Raw genomic sequence first — 24516 nt, 5'->3', positions numbered from 1 at the left:
CTCCGGTTCTCGAACCCCACCATTTTCGGCGCGCCATTTCCCCGAATCTCATAAGGCCGGAGTGCATGGGTGAAAAAAAAGGGCGGCTTCGAGCCGCCCTTTTATTGTAATCGAACAAGTTAGATCAGCCGTATATCATCTTGTCCTGCAATGCGCGCAACTCGGCAATCTTGGAGCCGGGCTGCGGTGCTGCATTGGCATAGGTGATGAGTTCACCCTTTTTGATTGGTGCAGTGACTGTTCCGTTTTGCAGCAAGCCGCAAGGAATGGCTTTCGCGGCGCGTGCTTCCGGTGTCGTCATGATCCATGAACGGTAGCAATATTGTCCAATGGCATCGAGCTTTTCGCCGGGCTGCATGTCTTTCTTTGCGACTGCGCAGACTTCTGCAACCGGCTTTGGCAGCGGCACCATATCGGATTTTCCATATAGAACCGCGCGTGCGACTGTCAGCGGCACTTCAAGCGATGTGAGGTGGTATGGACGGTGGAAGGTGAAATAGGGGCCTTTACCGATCTTCAGATCTTCAAGGCGCTCATTCAGGCGAGGGTGGTCCATCTTGGCCACAACGAACACGCCGGGCGAAACGCCTTTACCAATGGAATAGTCCACAACGCCGCTCTTGCTGAGAACGCCGCCATCGGCTTGTGGGATAAGGGTTTGGCTCAACTGATCGACGCTGGCGCGAGGGCCATGCATGCCAGCAATATCCGGGACAAGGCCAGTCGCATTGGCAATCGCGGCCATTTCGACCATGGTTTTTGAGCCGTCAATGAATTCCACCAGCAGGCGGACATTCATGTTTCGGCGGTCGGCCTCTTCCTGATAGTCGTCAGGGATGGCATCAAAATTGAGAGGGTTGTTCTTGCCCTTGCCAGCAGAGACCACTTCATAGCCAAGGGCTGAGACAAATTCGATCAGTTCCATGCAGGATGAAGGCTCGTCACCTGCGCCCAGCGAATAAATGACGCCCTGCTTGTCGGCCTGTGCCTTGAGGTAAGGCCCGATGGTGACATCGGCTTCGACATTCATCATGACAAGATGCTTGCCGTGCTCAATTGCTTTGATGCCGGTTTCAGCACCGACTTCCGGAATGCCTGTTGCATCGATGATGACGTCGATCAGCGGATTGGAGAGGATCAGATCATTATCGCCGGTGACGGCGATTTTGCCGCTTTCGATTGCGCTGGTCATAGCGCTTTCAGTATTGGCCTCACGCGCATTTTCTTCATCGCCATAGGCGGTGCGGACAGCCTTGAAAGTGTTCGGCAGACGACGGGCGGAAAGAGCGCCGACCTCGATGCCGGGCATACGGGCGACCTGCGTGACGATGTCGGTTCCCATTTCGCCAGCGCCAATAAGACCGATGCGGATGGGTTTGCCTGTCTCAGCGCGCGCTTGTAAGTCCCGCGCCAGTCCAACCAGTGCCACATTCGTTGTCATAAGGGTCTCCGCGATAATTTTTGTCACGCTTCAATTGTTATGATGCGCAATCGACGAACAGTCTCTATATCAACAACGAAACATGCGCATCTCAAATCGGCGCGACAAAATACGCATTCTACCGGAGTTCTCATGAGCAACGCATCCCCCTTCGACCTCGTTATCTTTGATTGCGATGGTGTTCTCGTCGATAGCGAACCGCTTTCCTGTCGCGCCTTTGAGCAAGTCTATGCAAATCATGGCATGCCATTGCCGGAAGGAACGGTCGCTAAAGGCATTGGCATGAAGGTTGCTGACATTGTAACGATGATTGAAGGCATGACCGGGCATCGATTGCCGGAAGGTGCTGCCAATGATTTTTGGCCGATTACGCGCGATTTATTTGCGGAGCATTTGCAGCCAGCGGTTGGTATTGCAGACTTCCTGAAAGTGCTGCCCAACAAACGTTGCGTGGCTTCTTCTTCGCAGCCAGAGCGTATTGCCTTCAGTCTCGAGAAGACCGGGATCAGCCAATATTTTGGTGATGCCGTTTATTCATCCAGCATGGTCAAGCGCGGGAAGCCTGCGCCAGACTTGTTTCTGTTTGCTGCCGATAAGATGGGTGTCGATCCGGCGCGCTGTGTGGTGATCGAAGATTCGCCTTTTGGTGTTGAAGGTGCAATTGCGGCTGGTATGACGGCTTTTGGCTATACGGGCGGCGGACATACCTATGAAGGTCATGCTGAACGCTTATCATCCAAGGGTGCCCACAGAGTTTTTGATCATTGGGACAACATTGCCCGTGAAATATTGGTTACTGCCTGATTAACGGCCTTGCTGTTGTGTTCTTAATAGATAACAACTGAGTATCAGTTCAGCAGAAAGTTTCATGGAATGAAAGACGCAATTACGCTCGACCAGTTGCGCGAGGCGATCGGTACGGAAATCGGATGTTCCGAGTGGCGCGAAGTCACGCAGGAAATGATCAATCAGTTTGCGGATGCAACGGATGATCATCAGTTCATTCACGTCGATCCAGAGCGTGCAGCCAAGGAAACGCCTTTTGGCGGCACGATTGCGCACGGCTTTTTGACCCTGTCGCTGCTTTCGACGCTGGCATTTGAAGCACTTCCAATGCTTGAAGGTGCAACAATGGGCATCAATTACGGCTTTGACAAAGTGCGGTTCATGTCGCCGGTGAAGACCGGTGCGCGTGTTCGTGCCCGTTTTAAGCTCGCAGATGCCGATATTCGTCCATCGGGCCGCGTCGTGAACCATTACGAAGTGACGCTGGAAGTCGAAAATATGGTCAAGCCAGCTCTGACTGCAACCTGGCTCACCATTGCTGTGGTTGAGCCCGTTCGCGGATAACAGTTTCGCTCATTATGAAACGAAGAGCCGTCCTTCTTCATCAAGAGGGGCGGCTTTGTCTTGATGCGTCGTCATCAAGTCACGGAAGAAAAATGGCCCATGTAGGAACATGCCAAAATCATAGAAGTTCTTCTTTTCGGCACCGCGCATGTAAAGCAGGTGCATCAGGAAGAAATTGCCCTTCGAGCGCTTGTAGCGGTTCTCGCTATGCACATTCTTGAAGCGGATGCGGTGGATAAGTGGCGGGTTTTGCGTCTTGATCTTAAGGGCTTTTGCCGGATCCGAGCCATAAAAATGGATAATATCGGTAAGAACCTGAAATTCGGACCAAAGAACCGGACTGTCTTCCATCACAACACGCACATCTTCGCGCAACGCTTTTGCTTTTGGATGCAGTGCAATCATCAGCAGGCACGAGCCGATGGCAAGCATCGATACGGGCTGCTTTTTGAGTAGGTCCGGGCGTTGGCGCTGAAGGTCTGCAAGCGCTTCGACGGCGGGAACGGTGCCGAGGCTGTGGCCGACGATAACGACTTCATCGGCGTTGCTTTCTTCTATTTTCTTCTTCAAAGCTTCTGCGAAAGCTTTGCGTCGCGCATTGAGCTTATCATTGCGACCATAAATACGGTCATAGGCTGCAGACCAGTCATCCAGCAGATAGGACATAAAGAATCGGTCGCCCGGCCAGCGCACGAGCAAGGTTGCAACCACAGCCGCGATGGGCAGTGACCAAACGAGGTTCCAGACCGGGAAACCCGCAAATATCGGCGCATAGGCAATAAGCGCTGCGATTGCGATAATCACAATCGACAACAGAAATGGCCACAGGAAGAACATTACAAAACGCCAGCTTGTCGTGAGATAGCGAAGCAGGGTGCCTGTGAATAAAATGTTCATGAAGGCGCGGAAGCCCGTTAGCATGCGCTTAGGCGTGGAACGTGCTGCGTAATCGTCAAAGATGTCTGCGGTGCCAAACTGGCAGAACTCAGTTTCTGTTTGCCAGCCATTGCCGTGAGTCGTTGCGGTGAATGTTCCGCAATCATCCGGCTCGTCTTTCATCGGCGGCAATTTGGTCTTCGCATGCCACAAACGGTCGAAATCCTTCAGCGCCTGCGCATGGCGCACGCGGACGGCTTTGGGATGCAGGCCTTCATAGCCTGTGAACTGAATAACGAGTCGTTTGCGAAAAGACATAAATCTCGACAGAAGGAATCAATGATTGGGGATAGAGCGGTGTTTGAACCGTTTTTTGCTATGATTGAGCAATGAGGCTGAATTGTGCGGAAAGTGGAGGCTCTCTAGCCGATATGGTGTGATTTCGTCACTATAATTTGTCGTGAAGCCATTATTTATGCCCATTACCGGGCAAAGTCTTATCTTGAGGTGGACAAAAGCTAGGCTATCTGGTAATGCCAGCCCCAATTTGCAGCGTTTATGTTGCGAAGCTTGGGAGCCTTTGGGCGTATAGACAGTTGACTCTATCAGCTGAACATCGTTAAGAGACGCCCTTAATGCCTCAGGCTCAATCGAAATTCTAACCGATACGGGATTACACGTGCAGGTACTCGTCCGCGATAACAATGTTGATCAGGCTCTCCGCGCTCTTAAGAAAAAGATGCAGCGCGAAGGTATCTTCCGCGAAATGAAGATGCGTGGCCATTATGAAAAGCCATCTGAAAAGCGCGCCCGCGAAAAGGCAGAAGCCGTTCGTCGTTCGCGTAAGCTGGCTCGTAAGCGCGCACAGCGTGAAGGTCTTATCGGCGGCGGTCGTACCGCAGCTCGCTAAGTGACCTGAAATTGGCGCTGCCTGTGTGGCGCCTTTTGCTTGCCGGTGCAGCTTATGGCTCGCGCCGGTTTTTGCATGTCTGAACGTTTGTTGATGCGCTCTGAAAGTGCTTCACGAGATAAGACATGTCGTTTTGAAGTGTCAGCACGCCGCCATATACTGACCTTTATTGTGGCGTTGAGCTTGATATGAAAGAGAAGCATAGCTTCTGGCCAGTTGAGTTGATCGGCGTTCTTCCTGCGGTCTTCATCTGTGCTATACACTGCAAACATTATGGTTGTTGAAAACAGCCGGGGACAAAGTAGATGCAAGCTTGGGTACGCTCCCGCGCTTCGTTCATGCAGAAAGGAATGCTGCCGTTGCCAATGCGCTTTAAGGTGATGCACTCGTCCGGCAAATTTGTTGCCCGTAACTGCCTGATGGCTGCAACAGCTGTTTTGGCTCTTGGTCTTGTCGGCTGCCAAAGCTCCTCGACACAAACCGCGTTGAGCACGGTTGATCGTGCTCAGGGGTCTACCGAGAACATTGGCTCGCTCACCAGCGTTATTCAGAGCAATCCGCGCGATCCAGAAGCTTATAATGTTCGCGGCTCAGCCTATGGTAAGGCACGACGCTATAAGGAAGCCCTGCGCGATTTTGATCAGGCGATAGCACTCAATCCGAATTTCTATCAGGCTTATGCCAACCGCGCCTTGATCTATCGTTACATGAATGACAACGGTAAGGCCGCGCAGGACTATAGCCGCGCGATCCAGATCAATCCGCAATATGATGCGGCCTATGTTGGTCGCGGTAATGTGTATCGTCAGGCTGGACGTCTTGATCAGGCATTGAGTGATTTCAATCAGGCGATTGCCTTGCAGACGACGGACGGCCGCGCTTACCATAATCGTGGTCTGATCTATCAGTCCAAGGGCCAGCATAAGCAGGCGATCGAGGATTTCTCGAAAGCGATTTCACTGAATTCGACTGCACCTGAACCATACAATGGCCGTGGTATTTCTTATTTGGCGCTCGGCGATCTCGACAATGCGTTTGACGATTTCAATACGGCGATCACCCTTGATGGCAATGTTGCTGAAAGCTGGGCTAATCAGGCGGTTGTTTATGAACAGCGTGGTGATAAGGCAAAGGCAGCAAATTCCTATTTGCGCGCGACGCAGCTGGATCCAAACTATCAGCCTGCAAAATCCGGACTTGCGCGCACACGCGGCTAATCCTGTCTTTTTCGAGAATAATGATGGTGGCGCTCCCCAAAATAGGGAGCGCCGCTTTTCTTTATGAAAAGCCGACATATAATCATGGCTATGTCGCTCTTCGATCACATCGGCTTTCAAAGCAAAGACCTTCGCCGCAGCTTATCTTTCTATGAAAGCTGCATGCCTAAACTTGGGCTGGCTGTTATTCCACATTCGGATAGGGGTTTTTTTGTCAGTGGCGGGGAGAGGGCACCCGTGCCTTTTCTTTGGATCCACAAAGCGCAGAAAGCTGGCGCAGACCAGCCTGATGGCAAGCCGGGCAACTATCTTCATCTGATGTTCAATGCGGGCAGTCGTGACGATGTAGAGGCGTTCTTCCGCGCTGCTATACAGAGCGGTGGCAAGGAGAGCGGACCACCGGCTTATCAGGGGCCCGAAGAGATGGGCTATTATGCGGCTCTCGTTTTCGACCCCGATGGCAATACGCTGGAAGCGGGTTTTCGAAAGAGGGTGGGATAAACACCCTCTCGTTGAGCAAATTCTAGCTGCGTGATCGCAGGTTGCGCTTGTCGAGACGATTGACGAGATAATCGCCGATCAACTGAATCCCGCAGACCATGATGATCAGAATAATCACCACAGCAACCATGATCTGTGTTTCGAAGCGCTGATAGCCGTAACGAATTGCCAGATCGCCCAAGCCGCCCGCACCAATGGCACCAGCCATGGCAGACGCGCCAATGAGCGTGATGATTGTCACCGTAAAGCCCGCAATAATACCGGGAAGGGCTTCCGGCACCAGCACTTCACGCACAATTGTCCAGCGGTTTGCGCCCATCGAACGGGCAGCTTCGACGAGGCCATTATCCACTTCGCGCAGTGACACTTCCGCGATACGCGCATAATAGGGAATAGCGGCAATCGACAATGGCACGATGGATGCCCATGTGCCGATTGATGTGCCGACAACAAAGCGCGTTACCGGAATGAGTGCCACCAACAAAATGATGAAAGGCACAGACCGGAAACCATTGATGATGGCACCGAGAATTGCATTGATTGTCAGATTTTGTGCAAGGCCACCCCGTTCCGTCAGAATCATGATGAGTGCCAGCGGCAGACCGACGACGAGCGAAATCAAGCTCGAGAAGCCGGTCATGATGATGGTCTCCCAGAAGGAGCGCCAGAGAAGATTAAGCATTGCCTGAGACATAGCCGAGAACCTCCGTGGCGTCTGCGTGGGTGTTGAGATACGCGATTGCGGCGTCTAGTTTTGCTTGGTCCTGCGCGGGCAGGCCAATGAACATGGTTCCAACCGGCTCGCCCTGAATGGTATCCATGCCGCCATGGATCAGCTGAAGCGCAATACCGGTCGCAAGTGTTGCTTCGCTGAAGAATGCGCCTTTGGCAGCGGCACCCGAGAGCTTGACCTTAAGAATGGCGAGATCGCCGGTCTTCTCAAGACGTTCGCGCCACACGACAGGCAGTTCCGGCTCCAGCACCTGTAACATGCTTTGTGTGATGGGCGAGCGCGGATTGGCAAAGACTTTCCACACCGGACCTTCTTCAGCAATGACGCCGTGGTCCAGCACAATCACCCGGTCGGCGATGCGGCGGATGACGTCCATCTCATGGGTAATGAGCAGGATGGTCAGGCCAAGCTTGGTGTTGATATCTTTGAGCAGAGCCAGAATTGACTGGGTTGTCTCAGGATCGAGCGCCGAGGTGGCTTCGTCAGACAGCAGAACAGCGGGTTCGGCAGCAAGTGCGCGCGCAATGCCGACGCGCTGCTTCTGGCCACCAGAAAGCTGTGCCGGATATTGCTTTGCCTTGTCGGAGAGACCGACGAGATCCAGCAGTTCGGCCACGCGCTTGATGCGCTGAGCTTTTGGCATACCCGCAATCTTGAGCGGCAGGGCCACGTTCTGCGCGACGGTCTTGGCCGACATGAGATTGAAGTGCTGAAACACCATGCCGATGCGGCGGCGTACAGGGCGCAGCGCGTCTTCACCAAGGCCGGTGATTTCGCGACCTTCAATCAGGATTGAGCCGCTGTCGGGTTTTTCGAGGCCGTTAACGCAGCGGATCAGTGTGGATTTACCCGCGCCACTGCGACCGATAATACCGAGGATTTCGCCGCGTGCGACGGAAAGAGAGACGCCATTGATTGCCGGTGTTTCACCGAACATTCGACGCACGTCTTTCATGGCGACGATGGGCGCTAATGCGGCAGGTGGCTGTTCAATGGTCACGGTCGTTTCTTCTATTTTTTATCCCGCAGCAAGGCGGCTGCGAATGAATAGTTTGATGAGGCTTCAAGGAAAATGACGCCAAAGGGCATAGGCGGCTTTTGAGGAGCGCGCGGATGCTTTTGGGCAATTTTTTCGCTTACGTCAATAAAAGCCGCGCCGGAAATGCTTTTCCGGCGCGGTCTTTCAGTCACTTATAGCAATTAGTTCCAGGCTGGAATGCCTGTGCCTTTGTAAACGCGGTCGAGCTCAGCCTTCACTGCGTCGTTCTGGAAGGAAGCAACAAGGTTCTTTACCCAATCAGCATTTGCATCTTCGGTGCGAACCGCGATGAAGTTGTTGTATGGGTTGTTTTCCTTGGATTCCCAACCGATTGCTTCTTCTTTCTTGAGGCCAGCCTTGCCAGCCCAGTCATTGTTCACGATGGCGACATCGAGATCATCAATCGAGCGACCCACAACACCGGCATCAAGTTCCTTGATTTCGATGTTCTTCGGGTTCTCAATGATATCGATTGGTGTTGCAAGGATACCTGCTTCTGGCTTCAGCTTGATGAGGCCGCTTGCTTCGAGAACGCGGAGCGCACGACCTTCATTCGAAGGGTCGTTTGGTACACCGACAACTGCGCCTTCCTTCAGTTCGTCAAGACTCTTGATCTTGCGCGAATAGATGCCGATTGGCCAGACCGCAGTGTAACCTGCAACGCTGATCTTATAGTCGTGCTGCTTGATCTGTTCGTCAAGGTAAGGCTTATGCTGGAAAGCGTTCGCGTCGATTTCCTTGCGTTCCAGCGCTTCATTGGGCTGGTTGTAATCGTTGAAGGTGACGCGCTCGATGATGAGGCCGTGCTTCTTGCCTTCTTCGGCAACGACTTTCCAGACGTCTTCATCTTCGCCGCCCATGATGCCGACCTTGATGGTCTTGTCTTCTGCATGGCTTGGGGCGCTCGCAAAGCCAATGGTGAGGGCTGCAACCGTGAAAAGGGCGGCTTTCAGACCCGCGCGGCGGGTCAGCGAGTAGCGGGAAAGGACTGACGACATTCTTATTTTCCTTGTCTAAAGTTTTTTGGAGAGCCGGTCCCGGAAAGCGATCAAATGAGATGATCTTTCTCCCCCTGCCCACCTTAGGGGCGATAATTCCCGTTTATTTGTCAAGAAACAAGAAAAATAATTTCACCTTCACGCGATTCAGCGATTGTGAAATTGCGTTCACAGTCGCGTGAGCGGATTGTCTTTTCTGTGTGGCTTCCTCTCAGGAATCTGGTTCTAAAAACTGTCAGAAATAATCATCTGAGCGGCCTTTTCGGCAATCATCAAAGTGGGTGAATTCGTGTTGCCGGAGGTGATCCCCGGCATGATCGAGGCATCGGCCACGCGCAGTCCCTGAATGCCGTTTACGCGCAGACGCGGATCGACGATGGCATCTGCATCCGCCCCCATGCGACACGTTCCGACCGGATGGAAAATGGTTGTACCAATATCGCCCGCTGCTTTTTCCAATTGTTCTTGTGTTTGATAGCTTGGTCCGGGCTTGAATTCTTCCGGGCGATATTTCTGCAAAGGTGCCTGCGCCACGATATGGCGGGTGAGGCGGATAGCATCGGCTGCAACACGACGGTCGCTTTCGGTGGCGAGATAGTTCGGCTGGATGGCCGGTTGGGTCCGGTGATCAGGGGACTTGATATGAATCGAACCACGGCTGTCGGGGCGTAGATTGCAGACGGATGCAGTAAAGGCCGGAAAGGGGTGGACGGCTTCGCCGAATTTCTCAAGGCTCAAGGGCTGCACGTGATATTGCAGATTGGCTGTTTCATAGGATGGGTCCGAGCGGGTGAAAACACCGAGCTGGCTGGGTGCCATCGACATGGGGCCGGAGCGACGCAGGAAATATTCAAGGCCGATCATGGCTTTGCCAGTAAGCTTACTGGCCTTTTCATTGAGCGTTGGAATGCCGGTAACTTTATAAGCGCAGCGCAGTTGCAAATGATCCTGCAGGTTTTCACCAAGCTGTTTGCGTTCGAGCTTAACCGGAATGCCTGCCTTTTGCAGCACATCACCACGTCCTACGCCTGAAAGCTCCAATATCTGTGGCGAGCCGACGGCACCTGCTGCTAGAATAATCTCGCGTTTTGCTTTGACGGTTCGGGTTGTCCCATTCTGATCGAAAGTGACGCCGGTTGCCCGCAGTTCTTCGATCTCGATGCGACGAACATGGGCGCCGGTTTCAACGCGCAGGTTCGGGCGATCAAGGGCCGGGCGCAGAAAGGCTTTGGCCGTGTTCCAGCGAATACCGCGCTTCTGGTTGACCTTGAAATAGGACACGCCTTCATTGTCACCGCGATTGAAATCTTCGGTTGCTGGAATTCCGGCAGCAATGGCTGCATCACGAAAAGCATCCAGAATATCCCAGTGCAGACGGGCGCTTTCGACACGCCATTCGCCACCCGCACCATGCAGCTCGCTTGCGCCTTCAAAATAGTCTTCCGATTTTTTGAAGAAGGGCAGCACATCGTCCCAGCCCCATCCATCGCAACCCGCCTGTCGCCACAGATCATAATCGCGGGCCTGACCGCGCATATAGATCATGCCATTGATGGAGGAGCAGCCACCGAGTACCTTGCCGCGCGGATAGCCGAGCGAGCGTCCATTGAGGCCTGCTTCCGCTTCGGTGGTAAAACACCAGTCGGTGCGCGGATTGCCGATGCAATAAAGATAGCCGACGGGGATATGAATCCACGCGTAATTGTCTTTGCCGCCTGCTTCAAGCAGCAGCACGGAACGGTTTTTATCTGCGGAAAGCCGGTTCGCAAGCGCGCACCCTGCCGTGCCCGCGCCAACCACGATGTAATCGTAGGTGTCGGTCATGATTCATATCCAGTAAAAAGGTGGAGCCGCTATCTTGTGATCATGCGGCTCCGAAAATATCGGTTACCCGAATAGTTTCTTTCCAAGCCGCGATGCATAGAACTCGCCGACGATGCCTTTACGGAAGAGCAGAACGCAGGCCATGAAGATGACGCCTGTGACAATTGTCACGGGGAAGTCGGAGGTTGCAAGATAGTTCTGCAAAGCCACCACGAAGGCTGCACCGACGATTGGGCCGATCAGCGTTCCGATGCCGCCCAGCAGCGTCATCAGGATCACTTCGCCCGACATCTGCCAGCCCACATCGGTGAGGGTGGCAAACTGGAAGACCAGCGCCTTCATGCCGCCTGCAAGTCCTGCAAGTGCGGCTGACATGACAAAGGCTGCAAGCTTGTAGTGATTGACGGAATAGCCCAGCGACACGGCGCGGTTTTCGTTTTCGCGCACCGATTTGAGGATCATGCCGAAAGGCGAATTGATGATGCGCCAGATCGCAAAGACGCCGATTACGAAGAGTGCCAGCACCAGATAATACATGTTCATCGGCTGGTTGAGGTCGATGAAGCCAAACAGATAGCCGCGTGGCACGCCCTGAAGACCATCTTCGCCATGGGTGAAGCTCGCTTGCAGACAGAAGAAGAAGAACATCTGCGCCAGTGCCAGCGTGATCATCGTCGAATAGATGCCCTGACGACGAATAGCGAGATAGCCGATGATAAGGCCAAGCACTGCTGCGGCGAGCATGCCAAGCAGAATGCCAATTTCAGGCGTTACACCCCATACTTTGACGGCATGAGCCGTCACATAGGCAGCGCCGCCAAAGAAGGCTGCATGGCCAAAAGACAGAATGCCGGTATAGCCGAGCAAGAGGTTGAACGCGGAGGCAAAGAGCGCAAAGCACAGCATCTTCATCAGGAAGATCGGATAGACCATGAAAGGTGCTACGACCAATCCGGCCACGGTAATCGCCAGAATGATGGCCGAGAGGCTGTTGAGGGCTGGCGCTTTTGCCTGATGATGTGCCGTCGTTGCTTTGAGAACAGTGTCAGTCATATCAGGCCTCCTTCCCGAACAATCCGGCGGGTCGCACAAGAAGGACGATTGCCATGATAACAAAGATGACGATGCTGGAAGCTTCGGGATAGAAGACCTTGGTCAGGCCCTCTGCCAGTCCCAGCACATAGCCGGTGATGATGGCGCCAAGGATCGAACCCATGCCGCCAACCACCACCACGGCAAAGACCACGATGATGATGTTTGACCCCATCAGCGGGCTGACCTGATAGATGGGTGCTGCGAGAATTCCGGCAAAGCCAGCAAGGGCGGCACCCAACGCATAGGTGAAGGTAAGCAGCAGTGGCACATTGATGCCAAAGGCTTTGACCAGTGTCGGGTTTTCAGTTGCGGCACGAAGGTAAGCGCCGAGCTTGGTCTTCTCGATCAGCAGCCATGTTCCGATACAGATGACGAGTGATGCAACCACCACCCATGCGCGGTAGTTGGGCAGGAACATGAAGCCGAGATTATTGCCGCCTGCAAGTGATGGAGGGACAGCATAAGGCTGACCGGCAGCACCATAATAGTAACGGAAGGTGCCTTCGATCACGAGCGCTAAGCCAAAAGTGAACAGCAGGCCATAAAGCGGATCAAGATTATAGAGCCTTGAAAGCGCAACGCGTTCGATAATAGCGCCGCCCAGACCCACGATCAGTGGAGCGAGAATAAGCGCTGGCCAATAGCCGATGCCAAGGCCGCTTAACAGCAGGTAGCCAACAAATGCGCCGAGCATATATTGCGCGCCATGGGCAAAATTGATGATGCGCAAAAGCCCGAAGATGATGGCAAGGCCCAGGCTCAGCATGGCATAGAAAGACCCGTTGATGAGGCCGACAAGCAACTGCCCGAGAAGCGCCTGCACAGGGATACCGAAGATCATTGTCATTGGTTCAGACCCCCAAGGCTTGTGTAAGTTCTGCCATGCGGGAAGGCAGTTCAGTGGTTGGGAAGTTTTCCGTCACCACACCATGATCCATCAGATAAAAGCGGTCTGCGACCTTGGCGGCAAAGCGGAAGTTCTGCTCAACCAGAAGCACAGTCATGCCGCGCTTTTTAAGTTCGACCAGCACATCGCCGATGCGCTGGATGATGACGGGCGCAAGACCTTCCGTCGGCTCATCAAGCAGCATTACCTTCACGCCGGTGCGCAGAATACGGGCGATGGCCAGCATCTGCTGTTCGCCGCCCGAGAGCTTGGTGCCGGGGCTGTTGCGGCGCTCATAGAGATTGGGGAAGAGTTCGTAAATCTCGTCGAGTGACATGGCTCCGCTGCCCTTGCCGACTACGGGCGGCAGCAGCAGATTTTCATGCACGTTGAGCGTGGCAAAGATTCCGCGTTCTTCCGGTACGAAGCCTAAGCCTGTACGGGCGATGCGATGCAGCGGCACGCGCAGAATGTCTTTCCCATCAAGCGTGATCGTGCCGGTGCGCTTGCGGATAATGCCCATGATGGCGCGCAGCGTTGTGGTTTTGCCGACGCCGTTGCGGCCTAAAAGCGTGATGGTTTCACCGGGCCAGATATCGAGATCGACGCCGTGCAGCGCATGGCTTTCGCCATACCAGGCATTAAGCCCGCGCACGGAAAGCAAGGGGTGGCCTCTATTCATGTTCGGTTCCCATGTAAGCGGTGCGGACGCGCTCGTCTTGCGCGACGGTGGCATAACTACCCGAAGCAAGGATTTCGCCGCGTTGCAGCACCGTGACGTGATGGGCGATGTCGGCCACCACTTTGAGATTGTGTTCGACCATCAGCACCGCACGATCTTTCGCTACATCGGAGATGAGAGCGGCAATGATGTGCACGTCTTCGTGGCCCATGCCTGCCATTGGCTCATCGAGCAGCAGCACTTTGGGATCGAGCGCCAGTGTGGTGGCGATTTCAAGCGCGCGCTTGCGGCCATAGGAAAGATCGGCCGCCAGCGCATGACGCGCATCGGCCAAACCCACACGCTCCAGCAGATCAATCGCTTTTGCATCAAGCCGATCAAGCATGGATAACGAACGCCAGAATTGTGTTGCCAGACCGCTTGGGCGTTGAAGCGCGACCTTTACGTTTTCCAACACCGTCAGATGCGGGAATGTCGCTGAAATCTGGAACGAACGTACCAGACCCATCCGCGCTACCTTGGCAGGGTTGGTCTTGGTGATGTTTTCGCCAAGTAGCGTAATCTCGCCGCTCGTCGGCTGGAGGAATTTTGTGAGCAGGTTGAAAACGGTCGTTTTGCCTGCACCATTTGGCCCGATCAGAGCATGAACGCGGGCGTGCTCTACATCCAGATCGACATTCTTCACCGCATGAAAGCCGCCAAAGGACTTGCCCAGCCCACGTGCCGAAAGAACGATCTCCAACGGCTCTGCTTCTCGCAGAGCCGTAGTATTTTGGGTTGCTGTGTTCATCCCACCAGCCTCTTATTGTGTGACCAATGAGCAGCCGCTTTCTTCAGGTTTCATGTAAGCCTGATCGCCGGGGATGGTCGCCAGTACGTTATAGTAGTCCCATGGAGCCTTGCTTTCGTCTGGCTTTTTCACTTCCATGAGATACATGTCATAGATCATACGGCCATTTGGCCCGACCTTGCCATTGCGGGCGAAAACATCATTGACCGGCAGCTCATGAAGCTTCTTGGCGACGGCTTCGGTCTCGTCGGTGCCTGCTTCCTTGATGGCTTTGAGATATTGCAGCACGGCGGAATAAGTGCCTGCCTGAATCATATTCGGCATACGGCCAGTGCGGTCGAAGAAGCGCTTGCTGAACTCGCGCGATTCATCGTCGCGATCCCAATAGAAGCCCTCGGTGAGCGTCAGGCCCTGTGCCGCATCAAGGCCCAAGCCATGCACTTCGGCAATGGTGAACAGCAGAGCTGCAAGGCGCTGGCCGCCGGCAACGATGCCAAATTCGGCTGCTTGTTTGATCGCGTTGGATGTATCAAGTCCAGCATTGGCGAGGCCAACCACCTTGGCACCGGAAGCCTGTGCCTGCAAAAGGAATGATGAATAGTCTGTCGTGCTCAAAGGATGGCGCACGGAGCCAAGAACTTTACCGCCTTTTGACGTGACGAATTTTGATGTTTGGTCTTCCAACGAATAACCGAAGGCATAATCGGCCGTCAGGAAATACCATGTATCGCCACCCTGTTCGACGAGAGAGCCGCCGGTTCCAACGGCAAGCGCATGGGTGTCATAGGCCCAGTGAAAGCCATAAGGCGAGCATTGCTTGCCTGTGAGTTCCGATGTCGCGGCACCTGTATTGATGGTGATTTTCTTTTTGTCTTTGGAAAGTGCCTGAACGGCGAGGCCGACTGAGGAGCTGGTCAGCTCCATGATTGCATCGACCTGTTCGGTGTCATACCACTGGCGCGCGATGTTGGCGGCGACGTCTGGCTTGTTCTGATGATCGGCTGTGATGATTTTAATTGGCGCATCCAGCACCGTACCGCCAAAATCTTCGGCAGCCATTTTTGCAGCTTCATAAGACCACTTGCCGCCGAAGTCAGCATAAACGCCCGACTGGTCGTTCAGAATGCCGATTTTGACTTTGCCGTCTGATATTTCTGCTGCGGATGAAATCGCGGTTGCGGCAAAAAGTGCAGCCGTCGCAAGTGCAAAAAGTTTCATTCAATATTCCTCCCAAAAACTCCATATCCGTCGCAAAAAATCAGACGGAATCCTCCTGTGAAGCAGTCTTTTCAGATCAGAATGCAAACCTCCTCATGGTCATACACTCTTCTGCTTCAGCCCGAACTGTTCCTCCCGTCGGGCTGTTTGTCAGAACGGTAGCATTGACAAATGCGTACAAGAATAACAATTTTTGAACATCATCTGTTCGAAATTGTACAGATGATGAAAGGGAGGACGTGGTGCGCCAGTTTGCATGGGATGATCTGCAATATTTTCTGGCTGTGGCGCGTACTGGCCAGCTTTCAGCAGCCGCCCGGCAATTGCGCACCAGCCATGTCACGGTTTTGCGCCGGATCGACCGTCTGGAGCAGTCGCTCGCGACCAAGCTTTTTGAACGTAATCCGCGCGGTTATCTGTTGACGCCAATGGGAGAGCGGTTTGTAGAGCCAGCGGAAGTGATGGAGCGCGAGGCTCTGAAGTTCCAGACAGAAGCGACGGGCAGTTTCTCAGCTCTATCGGGGGTTGTGCGATTGTCTACGCTTGAAGGCTTCGGCAATTTCTTTCTGGCGGATCGCTTGCCAGTGTTAGCGCAATCCTATCCCAGTTTGTCTGTAGAAGTTGTGACGATCCAGCAGATTATGTCGTTGTCAAGGCGTGAGGCGGAACTGTCCATTACGCTTCATATGCCGCGCACCGGGCCTTATCACAGCGAGCGGATCACGCCTTACAGGCTGTTTATTTACGGGCATCGGGATTATCTGAACTGTCACCCGCCAATCAGAACGCGTGAAGATCTGACACGGCATCCGTTCATTGGTTATATAGATGACATGGTCTTTACGCCCGGCCTTGATTATATGCGTGAGATTTTGCCCGGACAGCGTTGTAATTATCAAAGCTCAAGCATTCACGCTCAGCTTACCGCAACGCTGACAGGCTACGGTCTTTGTGTGCTGCCTTATTTTATTGCGTGTCAGTATCCAGATCTTATGCCTGTGCTGCCTAAAGAACTGCATCTGGAACGCGAATACTGGATGAATTGCCACGTCGATGTGATGGCCGCACCACGTATACGTGTGATTAGTGATTTTATGCTTGGTGCGGTGCGCGAAGCGTCGGCAAATTTTTTAGGCGAGAGCCTGCTTTAGAGCGCGTTTCGATCTGATTGAATCAGATCGGCGCTCTAACGATTTGTTTTAACGCGCATCTTATCCCAAAAACGTTTCACACTTTTCGGGATGCGCTCTAATGTTCAGATCAATCCGCCGTTCATTGCGTAAATACAGGTGATAATTAATGCGCTGAAGCCAAAACCAATAATAAATAAATTAAGTGTTCGCAAAGTCCCCTCCCATTGCAACCCGGGCGGTTTATGTGCGACTTGAGTAAAAATGTCTACTCTAAATTGTATTAATCCAAACGAAAGTTGTATTTCCTACATTGCAGCCTGTTCATAAGTGACATCGCGGCGAACCCTGTAAATTTTAGAGGTATTCTCCGCATTTAAATGGATTGAATTGACGCCCGGGAAGTTAGGCCCGGCCTTCGTCGAGACGAAAACCCGGCCTGAAGATTCGATAATTGAACACTGTCAGCGCTGCTTCGCCAGTCCTTGTTCGCGCATTTGGCTCAGCGTCATCTTGGGCGAAAGCGCCTCAGGATCAATGCGGATTTCAATCAGACCCGGCTTGCCAGATTGCTCGCACCGCTTGAAGGCTTCAGCAAAATCGGCCGTTTTTTCCACCGTTTCCCCATGCAGGCCATAGGCGCGGGCGAGTGCTGCAAAGTCAGGATTGGCAAGGCCAGTGCCGGAAACGCGACCCGGATAAGTACGTTCCTGATGCATACGGATCGTGCCATACATGCCGTTATTGACGACGATGAAAATCGCATTGGCACCATATTGCGCAGCCGTTGCGAGTTCCTGACCGTTCATCAGGAAGCAGCCGTCGCCAGCAAAGCAGACGACCGTACGTTCTGGCGCGGTGAGTTTTGCTGCCACTGCCGCCGGAACGCCATAGCCCATGGAGCCGTTGGTGGGCGCCAGCTGGCTGCGATAGGTGCGATACTGATAGAAGCGGTGCGGCCACGCCGAATAATTGCCAGCGCCATTGGTGATGATGGCGTCTTCGGCCAAATGTGCGCGCAGCCATTCCATGATCTCGCCCATCTGAACGGCACCGGGAATTGTCGGCGTTTTAAGATTGTCGCGATAGTCGGCATTGGCGCTTTCAGCCCATGCTTTCCACCGAGGACTGGCGATAGGCTCAAGCTTGGAAGCTGCTTTGGGGAAGGCGGCCATACTGGCATTGATCGGGATATCCGCATGATAGACGCGGCCCAGTTCTTCCGCGCCCGGATGGACATGGATGAGCTTCTGCTTTGGAACAGGGATATTGATAAGCTCATAGCCCTGCGTGGTCATTTCACCAAGGCGCGCGCCCACGACCAGCAAAAGGTCCGAGTCTTTAACCCGGGCCGCAAGTTTCGGGCTGATCGATGTTCCCATTTCACCAGCATACAGCGGGTGCTGATTGTCGAACATATCCTGACAGCGGAAGGATGCTGCGACAGGCAGCGACATGTTCTCTGCAAATGTTTGCAGGTCGCGGACCGCTTGCGCATTCCAGCCGCCGCCACCGACGATCATCAGTGGTCGCTCTGCTTTTTCGAGAAGCGCTTTCATGTCCTGTAACTGATCGCTTCCCGGATGCATCTCGACATGCTTGTAAGCCGGTGCATCGCTGACGGTCGCATGTGATGTCAGCATATCTTCGGGAAGGGCGATGACCACAGGACCGGGGCGTCCGTTGACCGCACGATGGAAAGCCTGACTGACCAGTTCCGGGATACGCGCAGGATCATCGATCTGCACCACCCATTTGGCCATCTGGCCGAACATGCGGCGGTAATCAACTTCCTGAAATGCCTCACGTTCCACCTGATCGCTTGCGACCTGCCCGATGAACAGAAGCATCGGTGTGGAATCCTGAAAGGCGGTATGAACGCCGACGGAGGCATTGGTTGCACCGGGGCCGCGCGTGACAAAGCAGATGCCGGGCTTGCCGGTGAGCTTGCCATAGGCTTCCGCCATGTAAGCAGCGCCACCTTCCTGACGACAGACAATCAAATCGATCTGGTCACTGACGTCATGAAAAGCATCCAGCGCTGCAAGGTAACTTTCGCCGGGCACGCAGAAAACGCGGTCGACGCCATGAATGCCAAGTGCATCCACCAGTATCTGACCGCCATTGCGTGTGTTGGAGTTGGTTGTGGATTTGTGCATTTCCCTACTCTCAAAATGTCTCAAAGACTTTGGCGCGTATGCGCTCTATTTCGGAGGCATACGCAGCGCACCATCGAGCCGAATGGTTTCGCCGTTGAGCATGCTGTTTTCGATAATATGCAGCGCGAGTGCCGCATACTCGTCTGGCCGACCCAGACGCGGGGGGAAAGGAACCATCTGGCCCAGCGCATCCTGTGCCGGTTGCGGCAGGCCTTTGAGCATGGGGGTTTCAAAAATACCGGGTGCGATGGCGCATACCCGAATGCCAAGCGGCGCTAATTCACGCGCAGCAGGCAGGGTCAGGCCAACGATACCGCCTTTAGACGCTGCATAGGCCGTCTGACCGATCTGGCCGTCAAAGGCCGCAACCGACGCCGTGTTGATGACAACGCCGCGCTCGCCTGTTGGCAGGGCTTCGCTTTTGGATGCGACATCGGCAAAAAGTCGCAGCAGATTGAATGAGCCAATCAGGTTGATTTCAACAGCGCGACGGAAATCATCAAGCGGCATGACGCTGCCATCGCGTGCCAGCATTTTCTTTGCTGGTGCCACGCCCGCGCAATTGACCAGAATATGCGGTGATCCGAGCTTTTCGCCGATTGCCTTGAAGGCAGCTTCTGCACTCGCTGCGTCCGATACGTTGCATTGAATGGCGATGCCGCCAATTGCGGCTGCCACCGTATTTGCACCCTCAATGTTGAAGTCGAGGATTGCAACTTTCGCGCCCTTGGCTGCCAGAGCCTGTGCAGTTGCAGCACCAAGACCTGATGCACCACCACTGACGATGGCGATTTTTCCTTCAATATCCATTTGTTCCCCCGCTTAAAGCGCTTCCAGTGCAATGGCCGTTGCCTCGCCGCCACCGATGCAGACAGAAGCCATTCCACGCTTGAGATCGTTCTGCTTCATGGCATGAAGCAGCGTGACGATGATGCGTGCGCCAGAGCAGCCAATCGGATGGCCCATAGCGCAGGCACCGCCATGGATATTCACCTTGTCGGCGGGGAGGTCGAGTTCCTGCATTGCAGCCATAACAACAACGGCGAAAGCTTCATTGATTTCAAACAAATCAATGTCGCGGACATTCCAGCCGGTTTTGTCGAAGAGTTTCCGCATTGCAAAAATCGGGGCCGTGGTGAAAAGGGCAGGCTGTTGTGCATGGCTTGCGTGACCGCGAATAATGGCAAGCGGTTCTATGCCAAGCTTTTCAGCTTTGGACAGGCGCATCAGGGTAAGCGATGCCGCACCATCTGAAATTGATGAGGAATTGGCAGCAGTGATTGTGCCGCCTTCGCGGAAGGCTGGCTTGAGGTTTGGTATTTTTTCAGGTTTCGCGCGGGTTGGCTGCTCGTCGCGGTCAAGCTCTGCAACGGAAACCAGTTCGTTTGCGAAAGAACCAGCTTCAGTGGCTTTGAGTGAAAGAGAAAGTGAGCGGAGGGCAAATTCGTCCTGTTGCTGACGCGTTAACTGGTAGTGATCGGCGGTTTCTTCCGCGAATGTTCCCATGGCGCGGCCTTTGTCATAGGCGTCTTCAAGGCCATCAAGAAACATGTGGTCGTAGATTTTGCCGTGGCCCATGCGATAGCCGCCACGCGCTTTTTCGAGCAAATAGGGCGCATTGGTCATGCTTTCCATGCCGCCTGCAACCACAATGTCCGCACTGCCTGCGCAAATGAGATCGGTGCCCAGCATGACGGTTTTCATGCCCGATCCGCACACCTTGTTGATGGTCGAGCAGGGTGTATGTTGAGAAAGGCCAGCATGAATTGCGGCCTGACGTCCGGGTGCCTGTCCCAGCCCTGCAGGCAATACACAGCCCATAAGCACTTCGTCGATTTGATCAGGGTTCAGCTGAGCCTTGCGGACCGCTTCCTTGATTGTGACAGCGCCCAGTGCTGTTGCACTCTCCCCCTTGAGCGCGCCTTGAAAACTTCCGATCGGTGTTCGTACCGCACTGGCGATAACGATCGGATCTTTTGTTTCCGACATTTGTTTCCTCCTCACAAACGCATTAGAGATAACAACATAGCGGGGGCCGTGAAAACAGCCTAAATATCATGAGTAACTCTCATGAGTTCATGTCGTGGAGGTATGGATAAAATGCGTGAGACAAATTCAGGCAAAATCCGTGTGGGTATTGGCGGCTGGGCTTTTGAGGAGTGGGAGAAGAGTTTCTATCCGGAAAAGCTCTCCAAAAAACGCCAGCTCGAATATGCTTCGAGCAAGCTGACCTCCATCGAAATCAACAGTACCTATTATGGTCCGCAGAAGCCTGCGACTTTTGCCAAATGGCATGACGAAACGCCGGATGACTTCGTTTTTTCGCTCAAAGCACCGCGCTTTTCGACCAACAAACGTGTTTTGGCTGAAGCAGGCGAGAGTATCGAGAAATTCGTGACCGGCGGTCTTCTTGAGCTGAAAAACAAGCTCGGCGTTATCAACTGGCAGTTCATGGGCACGAAAAAATTCGATCCAGTCGACTTTGAAGCTTTTCTCAAGCTTTTGCCAAAACGTGTCGATGGGCGCGATCTGCGTCATGCTGTTGAAGTGCGTCACGATAGTTTCAACTCACCGGATTTCATCGCGTTGTTGCGGGAATATGGCGTTGCGGTGGTGATTGCGGGCGACAGCAAATTCGTTGAAATTGCCGACATGACTGCTCCGTTTGCTTATCTGCGTATCATGGGCACACAGGAAGACAAGAAGCTCGGTTACAGTGAGGGCGAGCTTAACCATTGGGCAGAGCGGGCGAAAGCGATAGCGTCGGGCCATGATGTGCCGGACAGTCTCAAAACCGTCACCCCGCCGCTCCCTGATAATGTGGCTCGTGATGTCTATCTTTATGTCATCAGCGGCCATAAGGCGCACAATCCACACGCTGCGATGGCCTTGATTGATCGTTTGAAATGATGGCTCTTACCAAACATTGAATTATGTGAGTCCTGAGTCGATCATGTCCAAGTTTGATACGTCTGCCCTTGAAGCCTTTGTGCGTCATATTCCACAAAATTACAAAGGTCCGGGCGGCGTTGTTGCTGTCGTGAAGGACGGCGAAGTTGTGTTGCAACACGCCTGGGGTTTTGCGGATCTTCGCACACGAACGCCCATGACGCTCGATACGCGGATGCCGATCTGTTCGGTCAGCAAGCAGTTTACCTGTGCTGTGCTGCTTGACGCGGTTGGAGAACCGGAGTTGCTTGATGATGCGCTTGAAGCCTATCTCGACAAGTTTGAAGATGAGCGTCCCGCCGTTCGCGATCTTTGCAACAACCAGTCTGGCCTGCGCGATTATTGGGCGTTGAGCGTTCTGTGCGGTGCTGATCCGGAAGGGGTGTTTCTGCCTGCACAGGCTCAAAGTCTGCTGCGCCGTCTCAAGACTACGCATTTTGAACCGGGCTCGCATTACTCTTATTGCAACGGCAATTTCCGCATTTTGGCAGACCTCATCGAAGCCCATACCGGGCGCCCGCTGGTAGATCTTCTGTCTGAGCGGATATTTGCGCCCGCTGGCATGAAGCGTGCCGAGCTTATTCCCGACACGGCGCTGTTTGACGAATGTACGGGTTATGAAGGCGATACGGTTCGGGGCTTTCTGCCTGCAACCAATCGCATTCAATGGATGGGTGATGCAGGCATCTGCGCATCACTCAATGACATGATTGCCTGGGAGCAGTTCATCGATGCAACGCGTGACGATGAGGGCGGGCTTTATCGTCGGTTGAGCGGGCCGCAAACTTTCAAAGACGGTGTCGCCGCGCCTTATGGTTTTGGTCTCAATCTTCACGAAACAGGCGGTAAGCGTCTGACTGGTCATGGTGGTGCATTGCGCGGCTGGCGCTGCCAGCGCTGGCATTGCGCGGATGAACGCCTGTCCACAATTGCCATGTTCAATTTTGAAGGCGGTGCTTCAGAGGTTGCCTTCAAACTGATGAATATTGCTCTGGGTGTATCGTCATCTGAAGTGTCGCGGGTGGAGGCTGATTCAGCATGGTTCGGCTCATGGCTGGATGATGAAACCGGGCTTGTACTGAGCCTTGAAGATGCTGGCCACGGTCGCATGAAAGCACGTTTTGGCACCAGTCCGGAAATGATGGATGTGGTAAGTGCAAATGAAGCGCGTTCAGCCGTGACAACAATCCGTCGCGATGGCGAGACAATCGAACTTGTGCGGGCCTCTGAAAATCTGCGCTTGAGCATGAAGCGTGTCAAAGGCGAAGCCAAACAGGACATTATTGGCCGATATCATAGTGATGAACTCCATGCCGATCTGCTGCTGGTTTCCGAAGGTGGCGCGATCTATGGCGCGTTTGAAGGGTTCCTTGGCAAGAGCGACATGTACCCGCTTTATAGTGTCGGGTCTGATGTCTGGCTGCTGCCTGTTCAGCGTTCGATGGATGCACCATCGCCCGGCGAGTGGAAGCTTGTTTTCCGACGCGACGACAAAGGTGAAATTACAGGTTTGAGCGTCGGCTGCTGGCTTGCGCGCGGTGTTGAATACAGGAGAGTTCAGCCATGAGCGAACTGAAAGTCAGAACCCGCGAAACCGGAGCGGTCGCGGAAATGCCGCATGGCAAGCTGCCGACGATCACCACGCCGACAGGCGGTACGGTAGAGATTGTCACCAGTGTCAGCCAGCCGGGTTTTAATCCGCTCGATCTGATTTATGCATCGGTTGCTGCCTGTATGGCGCTAAGCGCGCGCATTGCTGCGACCAAGCTCGATTTACGTGAAAAGCTTAACGATGTTCGGGTGGAAGTAAAAGGCGATAAGGCCCATGAAGGCCCGTCACGCATCGAACGATTCGATATAACATTCCATTTCGACGGCGATCTCACCGAAGATGAAAAGCATCATCTTGCGGAAATGGCTGAGGAAATCTGCACCGTCAGCAATACGCTGCGTGGTGATCCGCAGTTTGACCTCAAAGTATCTTAAGCGTGATCATATCTCTTCACGGATGCGTTCGACGCCAAATGTGATGACGTTTTCCATCGCAGCGCGTGCTTTTTGACGGTCGCGCGATGCTATTGCGTGGGCGATGCGCAAGTGATTGGCTGCGCATTCGGCAATACCTTCTGGCGAGCTTGCGGGCGAAGAGAGCTGAAATGAAATAGCAAGTGCTGCTTCAATCAGACTGCTGACCGAACGCATAAATGGATTGCCCGACATGCGGGCAATCGCAAGATGAAACTCCAGATCGACCTTGGCAATGGATTCTGGTGTATGCTTGGGATCGTCAAATTTTGCGGCCAGCGCGTAAAGTTCAACGAGTTCTTCGCTGGTTGCGTTTTTTGCAGCCGCCGCCGCCGCCGCTGGTTCCAGCGCCATACGCATTTCGGCCAGATGATCGACGAAGACTTCATCGAAGCCTGCTTCAAAGCGCCATGTCAGTACATCAGGATCGAAGAAGTTCCAGGAACTGCTGCCCAAAACACGCGTACCGACCTTGGCCTTGGCCTCAATGAGGCGTTTTGCGCCAAGCGTTTTCATCGCCTCACGCAGAACAGTACGGGAAACGCCAAAGCGCAACGATAACTCGTTATCGCCCGGAAGTATCGAGCCTTCGGGAATTGTGCCCGCGACAATGCCGCGGCCCAGTTCGCCCACGACAACTGCGTGGCTGTTATGGCGCTTGCGTCCGGTTATGGCCGTTTCCAGTAATCCCAA

The 24516-nt window shown here is 53.8% G+C and carries 24 protein-coding genes; 9 read left to right on the top strand and 15 right to left on the bottom strand.

The genetic code is table 11. The annotated features are described in order from the left end of the window. Positions 1 to 124: 124 nt before the first annotated feature. Positions 125 to 1441, bottom strand: a complete 1317-nt coding sequence (locus U2P60_RS18195; RefSeq protein ID WP_413573624.1) for a 1-deoxy-D-ribulose 5-phosphate reductoisomerase — start codon at positions 1439 to 1441, stop codon at positions 125 to 127. A 132-nt stretch (positions 1442 to 1573) separates the two neighbouring features. Here U2P60_RS18195 and U2P60_RS18190 point away from each other — a divergent pair, with 132 nt between their 5' ends. Together U2P60_RS18190 and U2P60_RS18185 are read left to right on the top strand one after the other, a co-directional pair. Continuing rightward, positions 1574 to 2245, top strand: a complete 672-nt coding sequence (locus tag U2P60_RS18190) for an HAD family hydrolase (RefSeq protein ID WP_413573622.1) — start codon at positions 1574 to 1576, stop codon at positions 2243 to 2245. Positions 2246 to 2314: 69 nt separating this feature from the next. Then, a complete protein-coding gene (locus U2P60_RS18185; protein WP_313827014.1) occupies positions 2315 to 2791 on the top strand; it encodes a MaoC family dehydratase in 477 nt (158 codons plus the stop codon). A 12-nt stretch (positions 2792 to 2803) separates the two neighbouring features. On the opposite strand, the gene U2P60_RS18180 is transcribed toward U2P60_RS18185, so the two are convergent. After that, positions 2804 to 3985, bottom strand: coding sequence for an alpha/beta hydrolase (locus tag U2P60_RS18180; protein ID WP_413573620.1), 1182 nt, complete (start codon positions 3983 to 3985; stop codon positions 2804 to 2806). Positions 3986 to 4346: 361 nt separating this feature from the next. On the opposite strand from U2P60_RS18180, the gene rpsU reads away from it, so the two are divergent. The 3 genes from rpsU (at position 4347) to U2P60_RS18165 (ending at position 6295) form a co-directional block, all read left to right on the top strand. Continuing rightward, positions 4347 to 4577 carry a 30S ribosomal protein S21 gene (gene rpsU / locus U2P60_RS18175; RefSeq protein WP_187544203.1) on the top strand — a complete coding sequence of 77 codons (231 nt, stop codon included), beginning with the start codon at positions 4347 to 4349 and terminating at the stop codon, positions 4575 to 4577. Between the two features lie 350 nt (positions 4578 to 4927). Continuing rightward, positions 4928 to 5794 (top strand): tetratricopeptide repeat protein, encoded by an 867-nt coding sequence (locus tag U2P60_RS18170; protein ID WP_313828537.1) that lies wholly within the window; start codon positions 4928 to 4930, stop codon positions 5792 to 5794. Positions 5795 to 5884: 90 nt separating this feature from the next. Then, positions 5885 to 6295, top strand: coding sequence for a VOC family protein (locus tag U2P60_RS18165; protein ID WP_313828536.1), 411 nt, complete (start codon positions 5885 to 5887; stop codon positions 6293 to 6295). Between the two features lie 22 nt (positions 6296 to 6317). Here U2P60_RS18165 and U2P60_RS18160 read toward each other — a convergent pair whose 3' ends face one another. The 9 genes from U2P60_RS18160 to U2P60_RS18120 form a co-directional block, all read right to left on the bottom strand. Continuing rightward, a complete protein-coding gene (locus U2P60_RS18160) occupies positions 6318 to 6989 on the bottom strand; it encodes a methionine ABC transporter permease (protein WP_313827013.1) in 672 nt (223 codons plus the stop codon). Beyond that, complete coding sequence (locus tag U2P60_RS18155; RefSeq protein ID WP_313827012.1) at positions 6970 to 8028, bottom strand: methionine ABC transporter ATP-binding protein; 1059 nt, start codon at positions 8026 to 8028, stop codon at positions 6970 to 6972. The genes U2P60_RS18160 and U2P60_RS18155 overlap by 20 nt, the downstream gene beginning before the upstream one ends. Before the next feature lie 200 nt (positions 8029 to 8228). Then, on the bottom strand, positions 8229 to 9065 hold the full coding sequence (locus tag U2P60_RS18150) for a MetQ/NlpA family ABC transporter substrate-binding protein (RefSeq protein WP_413573617.1): 837 nt from the start codon (positions 9063 to 9065) through the stop codon (positions 8229 to 8231). A 225-nt stretch (positions 9066 to 9290) separates the two neighbouring features. Continuing rightward, on the bottom strand, positions 9291 to 10889 hold the full coding sequence (locus U2P60_RS18145; protein WP_413573615.1) for a GMC family oxidoreductase: 1599 nt from the start codon (positions 10887 to 10889) through the stop codon (positions 9291 to 9293). Positions 10890 to 10952: 63 nt separating this feature from the next. After that, a complete protein-coding gene (locus U2P60_RS18140) occupies positions 10953 to 11942 on the bottom strand; it encodes a branched-chain amino acid ABC transporter permease (RefSeq protein WP_413573613.1) in 990 nt (329 codons plus the stop codon). 1 nt (position 11943) lies between these two features. Next, the gene (locus U2P60_RS18135; protein WP_313827007.1) at positions 11944 to 12831 is read right to left on the bottom strand and encodes a branched-chain amino acid ABC transporter permease; all 888 of its coding nucleotides are present in this window, start codon (positions 12829 to 12831) and stop codon (positions 11944 to 11946) included. 4 nt (positions 12832 to 12835) lie between these two features. Further along, on the bottom strand, positions 12836 to 13552 hold the full coding sequence (locus U2P60_RS18130; protein ID WP_413573611.1) for an ABC transporter ATP-binding protein: 717 nt from the start codon (positions 13550 to 13552) through the stop codon (positions 12836 to 12838). Next, a complete protein-coding gene (locus U2P60_RS18125; RefSeq protein WP_313827003.1) occupies positions 13545 to 14342 on the bottom strand; it encodes an ABC transporter ATP-binding protein in 798 nt (265 codons plus the stop codon). Before U2P60_RS18125 ends, U2P60_RS18130 begins: the two co-directional genes overlap by 8 nt. Before the next feature lie 12 nt (positions 14343 to 14354). Beyond that, entirely contained in the window at positions 14355 to 15560 is a 1206-nt protein-coding gene (locus tag U2P60_RS18120) for an ABC transporter substrate-binding protein (protein WP_413573609.1), read from the bottom strand. A 242-nt stretch (positions 15561 to 15802) separates the two neighbouring features. Between U2P60_RS18120 and U2P60_RS18115 the strand changes: the two genes are divergently transcribed. Beyond that, on the top strand, positions 15803 to 16711 hold the full coding sequence (locus U2P60_RS18115; RefSeq protein WP_413573608.1) for a LysR family transcriptional regulator: 909 nt from the start codon (positions 15803 to 15805) through the stop codon (positions 16709 to 16711). Positions 16712 to 17154: 443 nt separating this feature from the next. On the opposite strand, the gene U2P60_RS18110 is transcribed toward U2P60_RS18115, so the two are convergent. The 3 genes from U2P60_RS18110 to U2P60_RS18100 are packed head-to-tail and all read right to left on the bottom strand — an operon-like array spanning position 17155 to position 20838. After that, entirely contained in the window at positions 17155 to 18849 is a 1695-nt protein-coding gene (locus U2P60_RS18110; RefSeq protein ID WP_413573606.1) for a thiamine pyrophosphate-binding protein, read from the bottom strand. 45 nt (positions 18850 to 18894) lie between these two features. Further along, positions 18895 to 19659, bottom strand: coding sequence for an SDR family oxidoreductase (locus U2P60_RS18105; protein ID WP_413573605.1), 765 nt, complete (start codon positions 19657 to 19659; stop codon positions 18895 to 18897). Positions 19660 to 19671: 12 nt separating this feature from the next. Further along, positions 19672 to 20838, bottom strand: a complete 1167-nt coding sequence (locus tag U2P60_RS18100; protein ID WP_413573604.1) for an acetyl-CoA C-acyltransferase — start codon at positions 20836 to 20838, stop codon at positions 19672 to 19674. Positions 20839 to 20949: 111 nt separating this feature from the next. Here U2P60_RS18100 and U2P60_RS18095 point away from each other — a divergent pair, with 111 nt between their 5' ends. From U2P60_RS18095 to U2P60_RS18085, 3 genes are read left to right on the top strand one after another with little or no spacing between them, the layout of a single operon-like run. Then, on the top strand, positions 20950 to 21759 hold the full coding sequence (locus tag U2P60_RS18095) for a DUF72 domain-containing protein (RefSeq protein WP_413573603.1): 810 nt from the start codon (positions 20950 to 20952) through the stop codon (positions 21757 to 21759). A gap of 43 nt (positions 21760 to 21802) precedes the next feature. Next, positions 21803 to 23365, top strand: coding sequence for a D-aminopeptidase (locus U2P60_RS18090; protein ID WP_413573601.1), 1563 nt, complete (start codon positions 21803 to 21805; stop codon positions 23363 to 23365). Continuing rightward, on the top strand, positions 23362 to 23784 hold the full coding sequence (locus tag U2P60_RS18085; protein WP_313826987.1) for an OsmC family protein: 423 nt from the start codon (positions 23362 to 23364) through the stop codon (positions 23782 to 23784). Before U2P60_RS18090 ends, U2P60_RS18085 begins: the two co-directional genes overlap by 4 nt. 6 nt (positions 23785 to 23790) lie before the next feature. Here U2P60_RS18085 and U2P60_RS18080 read toward each other — a convergent pair whose 3' ends face one another. After that, positions 23791 to 24516, bottom strand: a complete 726-nt coding sequence (locus tag U2P60_RS18080; protein ID WP_413573599.1) for a FadR/GntR family transcriptional regulator — start codon at positions 24514 to 24516, stop codon at positions 23791 to 23793.

It is taken from the genome of Brucella sp. H1_1004 (genome assembly GCF_047308065.1).
GTDB lineage: Bacteria > Pseudomonadota > Alphaproteobacteria > Rhizobiales > Rhizobiaceae > Brucella > Brucella pseudogrignonensis_B.
The sequence above is the reverse complement of the archived record's forward strand: the minus strand, read 5'-3'. Positions and strand labels throughout refer to the sequence as shown.